This is a genomic window from Variovorax sp. HW608 (assembly GCF_900090195.1).
Lineage (GTDB): Bacteria > Pseudomonadota > Gammaproteobacteria > Burkholderiales > Burkholderiaceae_C > Variovorax.
In genome coordinates, this window is sequence record NZ_LT607803.1 from 2001092 (window position 1) to 2013778 (window position 12687).

Consider the following 12687-nt stretch of genomic DNA (forward strand, 5'->3'; position numbering starts at 1 on the left):
GCATCAGTCCAGTAGCGTCGACAGGACAGCCGAGAGTTCCGCGGCCGGGTCCGACGGCGTCCACGGCATGCGGAAGGCCACGTGCCCGTCGGGCCGCACCAGCACCGCGCCGCGCAGTCCGAGCAGCAGCCCGTCCTTCTCGTGCGAGTCTTCGAGTTGCCGGGTGAGCACGGTTCGGCCGTTCTTGCCGGAGACGGCGCGCGCCGCTTCCATCCATGCGTCGGCCTTCGGTCCGGCGACCAGCACGAACTCGCGGTCGAACCAGTCGAGCGTCGTGTGCCGGCGCGCCAGGTCGAGCCAGATGTGCGGGAAGCGCATGCCCGGCTTGTCGCCCGGCTCGTACCAGCGCGCGCGCATCACGTGCCTGCCGGTGCCGTCGGGGATCACCGCGCCGTCCTCGTAGCAGAAGCCCAGCGACTGGCCGATGCTGTGGATGTGGTTGTCGCTGTCGCGGATCCAGAAATCGATGCGGTCCGGGTTGCCCGAACGCAGCGCCTCGTCGCACTGGATGAAGCGCGATGCGTTGTGCAGGCTGAAGTCCGCGTTCGATTCCGCCACCGGACGGCGCTCGCGGTCATAGCTGTCGAGCAGCCGCGCGCTGGCGCGCCCGCTGAGCACGAAGGCCAGCTTCCACGCGAGATTGTGCGCGTCCTGGATGCCCGAGTTCATGCCGTAGCCGCCGTTCGGCGGAAAGCGGTGCGCCGAATCGCCCACCAGCAGCACGCGCCCCTTGCGAAAGCTCGCGGCCACCTGGCGGCTCATGCGCCAGACGGATCGGTTGATCACCTTCACGTCGAGGTTCGGCACGCCGGACATGGCGCGCGCCAGTTGCACCACCTCGTCGTCGGTGCGCTCGCCGATGCGCTCGTCGACCTCGCGCCCCACCGGCATAAGGGTCAGCCACTTGTCCCTGCCGTTGGTATTGAGCACCGTGGAGATCGGGTAGGGCGAATCCTTCGCATACACGCGCCAGCCCGCGCAGATGGCGGCATCACGCACGTGCGAGAGATCGGCCTGCCAGTACTCGTTGGCCATCACGGCGAGCGTGGCGGGTCCGCGCATCTCGATGTCGGCCTGCCGCCGCACCGAACTGGTCGCGCCGTCGGCGGCGATCAGGTATTGCGCGTGCCACGTGGTCTTCTCGCCGGTGCCGACGCTGCGGCTGCTCACCGCGATGCCGCTGCCGCCCTCGTCGTAGTGCATGAACTCGTGGCCGTAGAGGATGCGGCCGACCTGGCTCTTGCGCGCATGGTCCAGCAGCTCCTCTTCCACCGTGTCCTGCGACTGGATGATCTTCCAGCATGGCGAATGGCCGACGTTCGGCTCGGGATGGGTGCGGCCCCATTCGCGGCCCGTCATCGATTCGCAGAACGAGAAGAAGTCCGAGCCGTCCGGCAGGGCATGCCGCTTCATCAGCCCGTCGATGCCCCACTGGCGGAAGATCTCCATGGTGCGCGTGTAGGTGCCGCGCGCCTTCGGATGGTCGGTGGTCGTCGCGTTGCGTTCGAGCAGCACGAAATCGATGCCGAAGCGTTGCAGCAGGATCGCCATCGACAGGCCGGCCGGGCCGCCGCCGACGATCACGACAGGGACTGTGTTTTGCATGGTCAAGCCTCCAGGGGAGAGGGGAAAGAGACACCGGTGAAGCGATAGGCCAATCCGGGCGCGACAGGCACCCAGCGCGCGGCGGCAAGCGCCAGCAGCCGGATGCCGAGGAATTCCTGCGGCAGCCAGCGGGCGCGGGTGCCGAAGACGTTGAAGGTGGCGTAGCAGAGCCTGCCCTGCATCAGCGGCACGTTGATCACGCTGCGTAGCTTGTGGGCGCGCATCTGCTCGAAGTCGTCGAAGTGCTGCGCCAGCACATGCTCGCCCTCGCCGACGAACACGCGGCCCTGCACGAAGAGGCATTCGGTCCACGGCGTCAGCGTCTTGCGCTTGGCGCCGTTGACCGGAAAGCGCGCCGCCTCCGACGAATAAAAGCGGCGCAGCAGGACCTGGCCGGCCGCGTCGTGCGCGGTCGTCACGTTCTGCTGGATGCTGAAGATGCTGTCGGTCGCAATCAGCGAGCGCTGGAGATCGATCCGGCGCAGCGCGTCGTCGGCGCTTCGCGCCTCGGCGAGGCTGTCCAGAAACTCTGCCGTGATGCCGTGGGTCGTGGCTGCGTGGATTGCGTCCATGGGGAAAAGTCTAGGACTCGCAATTCACCAAAGTGAAATAATTTCTGATAGCCCGATAACCTTGGAGTTATGGCCTTGCCGACCGCCCGCGACCCCGCCACCGAACTGCAGCGCGCGCTGCTTTCCCGCCTGAAGCTGCGGCAGCTGTCATTGCTGCAGGCCATCGACCGGCATCGCACGCTCGGACGGGTGGCCGCCGAGATGCAGCTCAGCCAGCCGGCGATCACCAAGGCGCTGCACGAGGTCGAGGACATCTTCGGCAGCACGCTCTTCGATCGCACCAGCCGCGGGCTCGTGCCAACGCCCGCCGGCGATGCGGTGCTGCATTACGCGCGCCGCTGGCTCGCCGAACTCGAAGCGACCACGCGGGTGCTCACCTCGCTCGAAGCGGGCCGCAGCGGACGGCTGCGCCTGGGCTTCACGCAGCAGGTGCCGCAGCAGCTCATGTCCGCCGCGCTCACGCACCTGCTCGACCGCACGCCGCGCATCTCGGTCATGGCGCGCGAAGGCACGACGGACGAGCTGGTCGCCAGCCTCGTCGCACGCGAGCTCGACTGCGCCATCGGCCGCTCGTACGACGGCGACGCGACCGGGCTGGTGCAGGAAGCCATCTACGAGCAGGAGCCCTGCCTCGTGGTCGGCGCGAAGAACGTCAAGCGCCTGTCGCGCGGCCCGCTCGACTGGGCGCGGCTCGCGCAGCTCGACTGGATCCTGCCGCCGCCCAACACGCCCATGCGCCGGACCTACAACGCGATCTTCGTCGGCGCGGGCGTGCAGCCGCCGCTGCCGATCCTGGAGACCACCGCGATCCGCAGCATGGAGATGGTGCTGCGCCAGGAGCCCAATGCGATCACCATCTTTGCGCGCGACGTGGTGGCCGAGATGGAGCGCGCCGGCCACTGGGCCGCGCTGCCCTACCGGCTGAGCTGGAACCTGCCGCCGGTGAGCTTCTTCACGCTGAAGGAGCTGGAGCCGCATCCCACGGTGCAGTCGCTGCGCCGCGTGGTGGTCGAGACCGCGCAGCGGATGAAAGAGGCCGCCGCCTGAGTCTTGCCAGTGGCCGACTTCGTCGGCATCATGCGCGGCGCTGAGGAAGGAGACGCTGATGAAATCGTGGACTCGCCATGCCGCCGCTCTCGCCACCCTCGTCGTCGCCGCCACCGTGCAGGCGGCGGGCACCGTGGGCAACACCTTGCCACCGGGCTTTCCCGCGATCGAGGACACCTCGCTCACCGACAAGCCGCTCATCGGCTTCGGCGCCGCCGGGCCGGTGACGCGAACGCCGGTGATCCTCATCCACGGCAACAACGACACGCCGTTCCCCACCGCCTGCAACCCCTACGGCCGCGTGCAGGCGCTGGCCCAGTTCCTGGCCGACAACGGCTACTCGACCAGCGAGCTCTGGGGCATCGGCTACCAGGGCGATCAGTGCGACCTGCCGGCCGACCAGACGCGCCGCTCGAGCATCGCCCACACCAGCGCAGCCAACGTGCCGGACCTGCGCCGCTTCATCCGCGCGGTGATGGCCTTCACCGGCGCGAAGCAGGTGGACATCGTCGGCCACAGCCTCGGCGTGACGATCGCGCGCGAATGGATTCGGCAGGACGAGGCGCAGGCCATGGTGCGCCGCTTCGTCGCCATCGACGGGCCCAACCACGGGATCATCAACTGCTCGCCGGACCCCGCCAACTACTAGTCTTGTCCAACGAGGTGTGAGCCTGGAGCCGGGCTCGTGATTCCAGTGGGAAATGAGCCTGGCGGGAGCCTGCAGCGGCGGTTGAGCGGCTGACGGGCAGCCTGCCGACGGGCGAGTCGATCATCGAGGCGAATGGTGATCGACATGGACGAGGCGCAAGTACGCACGGTGGAACAGGTGCGCCAGGTGCTGGCAGGGACGCAGGAACTGCGGTTTCGCGCGGCTCAGGACGATGAGGGGCGCTACGGCTGGGTTGCGACTGTGCTGCGGCGACTGGGGTACCGCCAGCTGGGTCGGGCCGACAAGGGCGCGGTATTGGCCTACCTGCAGCGTTTGAGCGGCTACAGCCGTGCCCAGGTGACGCGGCTGGTCTCGCGCTGGATGGCGGGCAAGCCGCTGGTGAAGAACTACCGCGCGCCCGAGCACGCGTTTGCACGGCGCTATACGGCCGCTGACGTGGCGTTGTTGGCCGAGGTAGATCGCGCCATGGGCACGCTGTCGGGGCCGGCCACGGCATGCGTGCTGCGCCGCCAGCGCGATGTCTTCGGCGACACGCGGTTCGAGCGACTGGGATCGATCTCGGTGGCGCACTTGTACAACCTGCGCAACGATGCGAGCTATCGCGCCCAGCGCGTCGTGCTGACCAAGACGCGCGGCGACAAAGCCGTGACGATCGGCGTGCGCAAGGCCCCCGCGCCAGATGGCCGCCCCGGATTCATCCGCATCGACAGCGTGCACCAGGGCGACTTCGACGGCGCCAAAGGCCTGTACCACATCAACGCGGTCGATTGCGTCACGCAGTGGCAGGTGGTAGCCAGCGTGCAGACCATTGCCGAGAACCACCTGCTGCCGGTCATCGAGCAGATGCTCGCGCAGTTCCCCTTCGAGATCCTGGGCTTTCACGCCGACAACGGCAGCGAGTACGTCAACCACCGCGTGGCCGCGATGCTGGAGAAGCTGCGCGTGGAGTTCACACGCAGCCGCCCGCGCCGCAGCAACGACAACGGCCTGGCCGAGACCAAGAACGGTGCGGTCGTGCGCAAGATCTTCGGCTACGAGCACATCGCGCAACGCCATGCGGGGCGCTTCAACACCTTCTGCGTCGAGTACCTCAACCCGTTCCTGAACTTTCACCTCCCGTGCCTGTTCGCCACCGAGGTGGCCGATGCGAAGAAGCCTGGTCGCATCAAGCGCGTGTACCGGCCCAAGGACGCGATGACGCCACTGGACAAGCTCTCAAGCCTGCCCGATGCGGCAAAGTTTCTGCGCGAAGGCGTCACGCTCGAAGAGCTGCAGCAGCTCGCCCGAGCGCTCAGCGACGTTCAGGCCGCCCAGGAGCTGAACGAAGCGCGCGCAGAACTGTTCCGACGCGTGCCCGCTCGCGCGTAGCTGCGCGCCCCGCCAGGCAAGACACAGCATGTGCTGCTGCGCAGCAAGACCCACAAGCAGGGGGAAAGCCTTCCCCCTTGGCGCCCCTTCAGGGTGGTCTGTGGACAAAGCTCAGCAAGCTGTAGCTTTGCCCACAGTCTCACGGCTGCGCCGCGCCTGTACCCCCTTCTGCGTTCAAAAGAAGTCCAGAACTGCCCCTCACTACACTGCAGGCTGTCAACAACGGATCGACTCGCTTCGCATCGCCGTTCTCAGGCTGCTCCAGGCTCATACCTCATTTGGAAAAGACTCTACTGGCAGTTGCCTGCGGCGGGCGGCTTCACGCCGCAAAGCGAGGTGTGCCAGGAACTCGGCTCGCCCAACACGCCCTTCCTGCAACTGCTCAACGGCCGCAGCGGCGGCAGCGAAAACGAAGGGCCCACGAAGGTGCTGGTCATCCGCAACGGCGACGCGAGCTTCGTCTACTTCCCGGTGCTGGACGGCTTGATCGCGCCGGTGCCCGCGATCGATTCGTTCGGCAATCCGACGGACTTCTCCAAGAGTGCGCAACTGCGCGGCGCGCGCGAGCTGGTGCTCACGGGGCAGGGCGCCTACGACCCGATCCTGCATACCGGCCACCTCGGCATCCTCAATTCGCCGCAGACCTGGCAGGCCACGCTCGACTTCCTCACCGGCCGCTCCAAGGACTGAGCCCCGCGCCGCGGGATCGAGCCGCTATGCTGGGCGGTGATGAATCCCCAGAAGACGCTGCTCGTCGTCTACCACACGATGACCGGCGGCACCGCGCAGATGGCGCAGGCCGCCGCTGATGGCGCGCGCGAGGAGCCGGGCGTGCAGGTGCGGCTGCTGCGCGCCACCGAAGCCGGTCCCGACGATGTGCTGGGCGCCGACGGCTACGTGTTCGCCACGCCCGAAAACCTCGCCGCGATCGCCGGGCTGATGAAGGACTTCTTCGACCGCTGCTATTACCCCGTGCTCGACCGCATCAACGGCCGTCCCTACGCCACGCTGGTGTGCGCGGGCAGCGACGGCCAGAACGCGGTGCGCCAGATCGACCGCATCGCGACCGGCTGGCGGCTCAAGTCCGTGGCGCCGGCGATCATCGTCTGCACGCATGCGCAGACGCCCGAAGCCATCCTGCGGCCCAAGCAGATCGGCGAGGCGGATCTCGCGCCATGCCGCGAGCTCGGCGCGGCGCTCGCGGCCGGCATGGCGCTCGGCGTCTACTGAAGAAGCGCCGCTTCGATGCCCAGGCCAGCTTCCGCTGCGCGATCACGGACCGCACCGCATCGGAGCAGTCGTCAAGACCAGCCTGGGGGTAACCCGACATCAACAATCACTGAGAATGCAGCGCAAGCGAAATTCAACCCGTTCGCGGCGTGCCGCGCGGACACTACGCGCATCCTTCGGACCCTTTTTTCCACATGAACCTCATCTCCCGCCGCAGCCTCGCCGCATGGGCCGGCTCGCTGCTCCTTGGCATCTCCTGCGTCGCGCATGGCGCCGACAGCTTCCCCTCGAAGCCGATCCGGATCCTGGTCGGCTACACCGCCGGCGGCGCGGTCGACGCGGTCGCGCGCGCGGTCGGGCTGCGCATGTCCACGATCCTCGGCCAGCCGGTGATCGTCGAGAACAAGCCCGGCGCGGGCACCAACATCGCGGTCAAGACGCTCGCCACCAGCCCGCCCGACGGCTACACGCTGCTGCTCGCTGCCAATGCGCTGGCGGTGAACCCCTCGCTGTTCCAGCCCGCGCCCTACGACCTCGACCGCGACTTCACGCCGATCAGCCTCGTGGGCCGCGTGCCGGTGGTGTTCACGGTGCGCGAGGACTCGGAAATCAAGACGCTCGCGCAGCTCGTCGCCGCCGCCAAGGCCCGGCCCGGCGGCATCACGGTCGCGACGCCCGGCAACGGCTCGACGCCGCACCTGGCGATGGAGCTGTTCCAGCACACGGCCGGCCTGTCGCTGCGCCACGTGCCCTACAAGGGCGGCGCGCCTGCGCTGACCGACGTGCTCGGTGGCCATGTGGACGTGGTCGCGGTCAACGCGCTCGAAGCGCTGCCGCTCGCCAAGGCCGGCCGGCTGCGGGTGCTCGCGGTGATGAGCGGCGAGCGCTCGGCGGTGCTGCCGGGCGTGCCGACCGTCGCCGAATCCGGCTACCCGGGCTTCGAGGCCAGCGTGTGGTATGGCTTCGTGGCGCCGGCCGGTCTGCCGAAGCCGGTGCAGGCGCGCCTGCACGAGGCGGTGCAGAAGGCGATCGAATCGAACGAGGTGCGCGACCTGCTCGCCACCGCGGGCGGCGTGCCGCTGCCGGGCCCCACGGAGCAGTTCGACAAACTGCTCAAGAGCGACGCAGCGCGCTACGGCAAGCTGATCCGCGAAGCCCACATCCAACCCGACTGAGAGGCAGACACAGATGACGGACGGAATCACGCGCCGGCAGGCGATGCTCTCGGCGGCCGGCGGTGCGCTGCTCGCCACCTCGCGCAGCGCGTTCGCGCAGGCCAGCTACCCCACGCGGGCCATCCACCTGATCGTGCCCTTCACGCCGGGCGGCTCCACGGACGTGCTGGCGCGCGCGATCGGCATGGAGCTCGGCCGCGCATGGAAGCAGCCCGTGGTGATCGAGAACGTGCCCGGCGCGGGCGGATCGCTCGGCGCGGAAAGGGTCGCGAAGGCGCCGGCCGACGGCTACACGCTGCTCATGGGGCACATCGGCACGCTGGCGATCAATCCATCGCTGTATCCGAAGCTGGGCTACCAGCCGCTGCAGAGCTTCGCACCGGTCGCCTGGGTCGCCCGCGTGCCCAACGTGCTCGTGGTGCACGAATCGGTGCCGGCACGCTCGCTGGCCGAGCTGATCGCGCTCGCCAAGGCCAAGCCGGGCCAGCTCGCCTACGGCTCGGGCGGCAATGGCAGCGCGGCGCACATCACGACGGAGTACCTCAAGCTGCAGACCGGGGCGTCGTTCCTTCACATCCCCTATCGCGGCACCGCGCCGGCAGTCACCGATCTGCTGGCGGGACAGGTGCAGCTGCTGTTTACCGGCGCCCCGGCGCTGCTGCCGCACATCAAGGCGGGCAAGCTGCGCGCGCTGGCGGTGTCGAGCCCGAAGCGCATCGCATCGCTGCCCGAGGTGCCGACGGTGGCGGAAAGCGGCGTGCCCGGCACCAAGGACTTCGAGGCCGACCAGTGGTACGGCATCACCGCGCCCGCCGGCACGCCGGCCGAGGTGGTGGCGGCGCTCAACCGCCAGATCAACCAGTCGCTGAACTCGGCGGAGGTCAGGTCGCGGCTCGCCGCCGAAGGCGCGGAAGCGACGCCGGCGACGCCCGAGGTGTTCGGCAAGCTGATCGCGACCGAGCTGCAGCGATGGGAGCGCGTGATCCGCGCTGCCCATGTCACCGTCGACTGAACGAGGAGAACACACCATGGGCATCAAGCTCGGCATCATTGGCTACGGCGAAGTGGGGCGGATCTTCGGCCGCGGCCTGCTTCCCGGACTGGACATCGACCGCATCGCAGTGTGGGACCTGCGCTTCGCCGATCCGGCGACCGGCGAGGCCGCCCGCGAAGCGGCGCGCACGGATGGCATGCGTGTCGCGGACGGCATGGCCGATCTGTGCGAAGGCGCGGACCTGCTGATCTCGGCGGTCACGGCGTCCAACACGCTCGACGTGGCGCAGGAAGCCGCGCGCCGTGTGGGCGCGGGCGCGCGCTTTCTCGATCTCAATTCGGCATCGCCGGGCACCAAGCAGCGCGCGGCCGCCGCGATCGAGGGCGCGGGCGGGCACTACGTCGAAGCGGGCGTGATGACCTCGGTGCCGCCGTACGGCATCCGGGTGCCGATGCTGCTCGGCGGCGCGCAGGCGGCGCAGCTCGCGCAGACGCTGGCCGGCTGGGGCATGGATGCGCGCGCGGTCAGCGATCGCATCGGCGTGGCCTCCGCGATCAAGATGAGCCGCAGCATCATGATCAAGGGGCTGGAAGCCCTCGTCATCGAGAGCTACACGACGGCGCGCCGCTACGGCGTCGAGGCGCACGTGCTGCCGACGCTGAAGGAAACCTTCCCGCAGATCGACTGGGACCGGCAGGGCGCCTATTTCTTCAGCCGCGTGGTGCAGCACGGCAAGCGCCGCGCGGAAGAGATGCGCGAAGCGGCGGCCACGGTGCGCGAGGCCGGCTTCGAGCCGCTCATGACCGCTGCGATCGCGGACAAGCAGGACTGGGTCGCCCGGCAGGCAGAGGGCGGCGTGTTCGAAGGCGTGGGCGCCAAGGATCCCTGGGAAGCCTATGCGGACCGGCTGATCGAGCGCAGCGCCGGCAAGGACCCGTTCAGCCCTGCGAGCAGACCTTGACCGTGACCTTGCAGGGCTCGGTCGGCAGGTAGCTTTCGCAGGATCCGACGGCGGTCTTGATCGCCCCCGCCTCGGTCGGCGCGACGCCTGCGCCCCATTCGCCGAAGTTGCCGGTCGCGAGCGCAGCGCAGGAGCGGTCGAAATACGCGCGCACTTCGCAGTGGCCCGTGCGGCCCGCGACGCGGTTGCATTGCGTGAGCGCGGCGCGTTCCGCCTCGCCGCGCGAGGGCTGGTTGTACGAGAAGCCGTAGGCGCCCTGTCGGGACGCGATCGCGCCCCAGCTGGCGCCGGGGCCGGCCTGCGCCGGCAGGGCGGCCATGCCGGCAAGGATGGCGGCGCCCGCCAGTGCGAGCGGAGCCGGTACGCGCAGCACGCGCATTCGAAATGTCATCTTCGTCCTTCGGTACCCGGGCGCATCGGCGCCCGATCGTGACGAGGTTGACAACGCGCGCGCCCAAAGGTTCGATGACGCCGTCCGTCCGCGGGCCGGCCGCTAAGATAGCCGCCGGCCGCAGCACCGCAGGCAAAAAAAGGACGCCACCACCATGAGTGTCGACGAGCAGGTTCGAAGAAAGTACGGACGATACGGCCCCGGCAGCAGGACCCGCTCAGCCCGGTCGCGGGCGCGAAAGCGGCGCGGGCTCCTGATCTTCTGCGCCACGGTCGTCGTCGTCGTCGTGGCGGCGGCCTTCGCATTCGACTACCTCGTGGAGAGCGAGCCGACACCGCTGGCCCGCGCCGCCGCGGCCTCGGCCGCCGCACCGCCGTCCGACGCCGGCCAGAAGCCGAAGGAGCGCACCGCCGCCCTCCCGCCGCTGAACCTGCCGGCCGACGATGCGCCGCACGGCTCCGCCATGGAGTGGTGGTACTACAGCGGCGTCCTCGATGCGAAGGGCGGGCAGCGCTTCGGCTTCCACATGGTCGTCTTCGTCGCCAACGGATTGATCAAGCACACGGTGATGCATGCGGCGCTGACCGACCTGCAGACCGGCAAGCGCTACACCAGCCAGATGCGCACCGCCGGCACGCCCGCGAACGGCGGGGCCAGCGGCGGGACCAATGGCTTCGACTTCCGCCAGGAAGGCTGGCAGGTCAGCGCGACCCCCGCGTCGCACCGGCTGCGCGCCGCCATCGAGGGCGGAACCTCCGTGGACCTTGCGCTGCGCGATGGCGGGCAGGTGGTAGCGCATCGCGCGCCCGGGTCGGAGACGCCGGGCCTGCTCGACTTCGGCGCCAGCGGCATCAGCTACTACTACTCGCGCCCGCGCCTGCAGGCCGTGGGCGAGATCACTGTCGGCGGCAAGCCGCTGAGGGTGGGCGGCGACATCTGGTTCGATCACCAGTGGGGCGAGTTCGACGTCCTCACGCTCGGCTGGAACTGGTTCGCGCTGCATCTGTCGGACGGCTCGGACCTGATGCTCTACGAGCTCTTCGACACCGAGGGCCGCAGCGTCATGACCGCCGGCACGATCTCGAGCGAACAGGGTTCGGTGCCGCTCAGGGCCGGCGAGATCGAGCTCGTTCCCGGCAACAGGTGGGTGAGCCCCAGGACCCATCTCGCCTACCCGGTCGAGTGGCGCCTCAAGCTGCCTTCGGGCGTGCTCGACATCAAGCCGTTCCAGCCCGACAGCGAGTTCGATTCGAGCGCCACCACCGCCAACGTCTACTGGGAGGGGCCGGTGAAGGTGTCCGGCGTGCTGACCGGCGAAGGGTTCCTGGAACTGAGCGGCTACGACCGCCTGGACGCGAAGCAGGCGCCCCGCAAGTGATGCGGCCTTCGTCGTCGTCGTCGCGCCCCGGAGCGCCTCAGCGCCAGGCGTTGCCGACCTGGATGTACCAGGTGCTGCTCTCCGGGCCCCGGGCGTAGTCCATGCCGACCCACAGGCCGAGCCGCTGCGCGATCAGGTAGCGAAAGCCCACGCCCTTGCTCACCGCGCTCGTCGCGTCGCCGAAGTCGGTCGACCGGCCCCAGGCGCGCCCGGCGCCGATGAAGCCGATCGCCGCCCAGCGCGGCGTGAACGACCAGCGCAGTTCGGTCTCGACCACCGCGGTGTGGTCGTCCTGGTAGCGCGCCGCCGGAATGCCGCGCATGTCGATGAAAGGCAGCATGTAGAAGGGCACCTGCCCGCTCACGCTGCGGCCGTCGAGCCGCCCGCCGAGCACCAGGCTCCTGGCGAGCGGGAAGTAGGCGAACACGTGGGCGCGATAGCTCTGGAAGCGCGTGTCGCTGCCCCAGTCGGGGTCGTAGAAGGTCGCGTCGAGCGCGCCGGTCCAGCCCTTGGACGGCGTGAAGATGTTGTCGCGCGAATCGTGCTCCAGCGTCAACCCGAGCCCGGAGGTGCGGCGCGTGCTCTGGTCCGGCGACAGGCCCGAGCGCGGGTCCTGGCTGAGGTCGAGCTGGCTGCCCAGGTCGAGGAAGATCCAGCGTGCGCCCAGCCAGTTGTCGGTCTCGCCGATGCGCCGCAGCACCTGCTGCAGCGACATCCAGCCGTCGAGCGAATAGTCGATGCTGCGCGCGCCGCCGCCCAGGCCGCTGCCGCCGATGCCGTAGAAGGCCAGGTTCACGTCCGCGCGGCCCACCCCGCCGCGATAGCGCCAGCGGTCGTCCAGGAAGGTCATCATGCCGCCGGCGAAAGCAGCCTTGGTGCCGTTCTCGGTCGCGGCCGCGCCGACCACGAAGATGTCCGGCGGCGTCATGTGCCCGGTCTGCTTGGCGCGCTCGGCGTTTTCGCCGATCGAATTGCGCACGAACATCAGCGCCAGGCCGGCGCCGTAGCCCACCGCGGGCTCGGTGATGACGATCGGCACCGGCAGGAAGCCCTTGCGCTCGATCATCGAGTCGGAGATGTCGAGATGGCCGTCCTGCGGGTCGATGAAGCCTTCCATGAAGGCGCGCGCCGGCTGGGACAGGGCGCCGGCTGCAAGCAACAGAACGAGGGCATTTCTGCAGCGTGCAGGGCGGCGACCGACCATGAAGGGCGTTCCTTTCGAAGCCGTGGCGGGGGAGTGCGCGGAAGCCTCAACGTAATGGATCGTGCGGAGACGGTCTATGGCACCTTGGTGCA

The 12687-nt window shown here is 69.1% G+C and carries 13 protein-coding genes; 9 read left to right on the top strand and 4 right to left on the bottom strand.

Features of this window, described 5'->3' with window-relative positions; all coding sequences use genetic code 11:
- Window positions 1–3 precede the first annotated feature (3 nt).
- Together VAR608DRAFT_RS09270 and VAR608DRAFT_RS37415 are read right to left on the bottom strand one after the other, a co-directional pair.
- Window positions 4–1605: an FAD-dependent monooxygenase gene (locus VAR608DRAFT_RS09270; protein ID WP_172843826.1), complete on the bottom strand. Its 1602-nt coding sequence runs from the start codon at window positions 1603–1605 to the stop codon at window positions 4–6.
- A gap of 2 nt (window positions 1606–1607) precedes the next feature.
- Entirely contained in the window at window positions 1608–2177 is a 570-nt protein-coding gene (locus VAR608DRAFT_RS37415; protein WP_172843827.1) for a GAF domain-containing protein, read from the bottom strand.
- A 75-nt stretch (window positions 2178–2252) separates the two neighbouring features.
- Between VAR608DRAFT_RS37415 and VAR608DRAFT_RS09275 the strand changes: the two genes are divergently transcribed.
- The 8 genes from VAR608DRAFT_RS09275 (at window position 2253) to VAR608DRAFT_RS09310 (ending at window position 9622) form a co-directional block, all read left to right on the top strand.
- Complete coding sequence (locus VAR608DRAFT_RS09275) at window positions 2253–3224, top strand: LysR family transcriptional regulator (protein WP_172843828.1); 972 nt, start codon at window positions 2253–2255, stop codon at window positions 3222–3224.
- Between the two features lie 58 nt (window positions 3225–3282).
- The gene (locus VAR608DRAFT_RS09280; RefSeq protein WP_088953802.1) at window positions 3283–3873 is read left to right on the top strand and encodes a hypothetical protein; all 591 of its coding nucleotides are present in this window, start codon (window positions 3283–3285) and stop codon (window positions 3871–3873) included.
- Between the two features lie 144 nt (window positions 3874–4017).
- Window positions 4018–5262 (top strand): integrase catalytic domain-containing protein, encoded by a 1245-nt coding sequence (locus VAR608DRAFT_RS09285; protein WP_088958698.1) that lies wholly within the window; start codon window positions 4018–4020, stop codon window positions 5260–5262.
- A 300-nt stretch (window positions 5263–5562) separates the two neighbouring features.
- The gene (locus tag VAR608DRAFT_RS09290) at window positions 5563–5952 is read left to right on the top strand and encodes a hypothetical protein (protein ID WP_088953803.1); all 390 of its coding nucleotides are present in this window, start codon (window positions 5563–5565) and stop codon (window positions 5950–5952) included.
- 39 nt (window positions 5953–5991) lie between these two features.
- A complete protein-coding gene (locus VAR608DRAFT_RS09295) occupies window positions 5992–6492 on the top strand; it encodes a flavodoxin family protein (RefSeq protein WP_088953804.1) in 501 nt (166 codons plus the stop codon).
- A 194-nt stretch (window positions 6493–6686) separates the two neighbouring features.
- Window positions 6687–7667, top strand: coding sequence for a Bug family tripartite tricarboxylate transporter substrate binding protein (locus VAR608DRAFT_RS09300; protein ID WP_088958699.1), 981 nt, complete (start codon window positions 6687–6689; stop codon window positions 7665–7667).
- Between the two features lie 13 nt (window positions 7668–7680).
- Entirely contained in the window at window positions 7681–8679 is a 999-nt protein-coding gene (locus VAR608DRAFT_RS09305) for a Bug family tripartite tricarboxylate transporter substrate binding protein (RefSeq protein WP_088953805.1), read from the top strand.
- 16 nt (window positions 8680–8695) lie between these two features.
- Window positions 8696–9622 carry a DUF1932 domain-containing protein gene (locus VAR608DRAFT_RS09310; protein ID WP_088953806.1) on the top strand — a complete coding sequence of 309 codons (927 nt, stop codon included), beginning with the start codon at window positions 8696–8698 and terminating at the stop codon, window positions 9620–9622.
- Here the strand turns inward: VAR608DRAFT_RS09310 and VAR608DRAFT_RS09315 are convergent.
- Window positions 9600–10013: a DUF4189 domain-containing protein gene (locus tag VAR608DRAFT_RS09315; protein WP_088953807.1), complete on the bottom strand. Its 414-nt coding sequence runs from the start codon at window positions 10011–10013 to the stop codon at window positions 9600–9602. The two genes, VAR608DRAFT_RS09310 and VAR608DRAFT_RS09315, sit on opposite strands and share 23 nt — an antisense overlap.
- Window positions 10014–10167: 154 nt before the next feature.
- Here VAR608DRAFT_RS09315 and VAR608DRAFT_RS09320 point away from each other — a divergent pair, with 154 nt between their 5' ends.
- Complete coding sequence (locus VAR608DRAFT_RS09320) at window positions 10168–11391, top strand: lipocalin family protein (protein ID WP_088953808.1); 1224 nt, start codon at window positions 10168–10170, stop codon at window positions 11389–11391.
- Window positions 11392–11428: 37 nt separating this feature from the next.
- Here VAR608DRAFT_RS09320 and VAR608DRAFT_RS09325 read toward each other — a convergent pair whose 3' ends face one another.
- Window positions 11429–12550 carry a BamA/TamA family outer membrane protein gene (locus VAR608DRAFT_RS09325; protein WP_157730756.1) on the bottom strand — a complete coding sequence of 374 codons (1122 nt, stop codon included), beginning with the start codon at window positions 12548–12550 and terminating at the stop codon, window positions 11429–11431.
- Window positions 12551–12687: the final 137 nt, after the last annotated feature.

Bases quoted from the DNA above. Each gene is read 5' to 3' on its own strand.
- VAR608DRAFT_RS09270 (WP_172843826.1), bottom strand. From the start codon at position 1,605: ATGCAAAACACAGTCCCTGTCGTGATCGTCGGCGGCGGCCCGGCCGGC.
- VAR608DRAFT_RS37415 (WP_172843827.1), bottom strand. From the start codon at position 2,177: ATGGACGCAATCCACGCAGCCACGACCCACGGCATCACGGCAGAGTTT.
- VAR608DRAFT_RS09280 (WP_088953802.1), top strand. From the start codon at position 3,283: ATGAAATCGTGGACTCGCCATGCCGCCGCTCTCGCCACCCTCGTCGTC.
- VAR608DRAFT_RS09285 (WP_088958698.1), top strand. From the start codon at position 4,018: ATGGACGAGGCGCAAGTACGCACGGTGGAACAGGTGCGCCAGGTGCTG.
- VAR608DRAFT_RS09295 (WP_088953804.1), top strand. From the start codon at position 5,992: ATGAATCCCCAGAAGACGCTGCTCGTCGTCTACCACACGATGACCGGC.
- VAR608DRAFT_RS09300 (WP_088958699.1), top strand. From the start codon at position 6,687: ATGAACCTCATCTCCCGCCGCAGCCTCGCCGCATGGGCCGGCTCGCTG.
- VAR608DRAFT_RS09305 (WP_088953805.1), top strand. From the start codon at position 7,681: ATGACGGACGGAATCACGCGCCGGCAGGCGATGCTCTCGGCGGCCGGC.
- VAR608DRAFT_RS09310 (WP_088953806.1), top strand. From the start codon at position 8,696: ATGGGCATCAAGCTCGGCATCATTGGCTACGGCGAAGTGGGGCGGATC.
- VAR608DRAFT_RS09315 (WP_088953807.1), bottom strand. From the start codon at position 10,013: ATGACATTTCGAATGCGCGTGCTGCGCGTACCGGCTCCGCTCGCACTG.
- VAR608DRAFT_RS09320 (WP_088953808.1), top strand. From the start codon at position 10,168: ATGAGTGTCGACGAGCAGGTTCGAAGAAAGTACGGACGATACGGCCCC.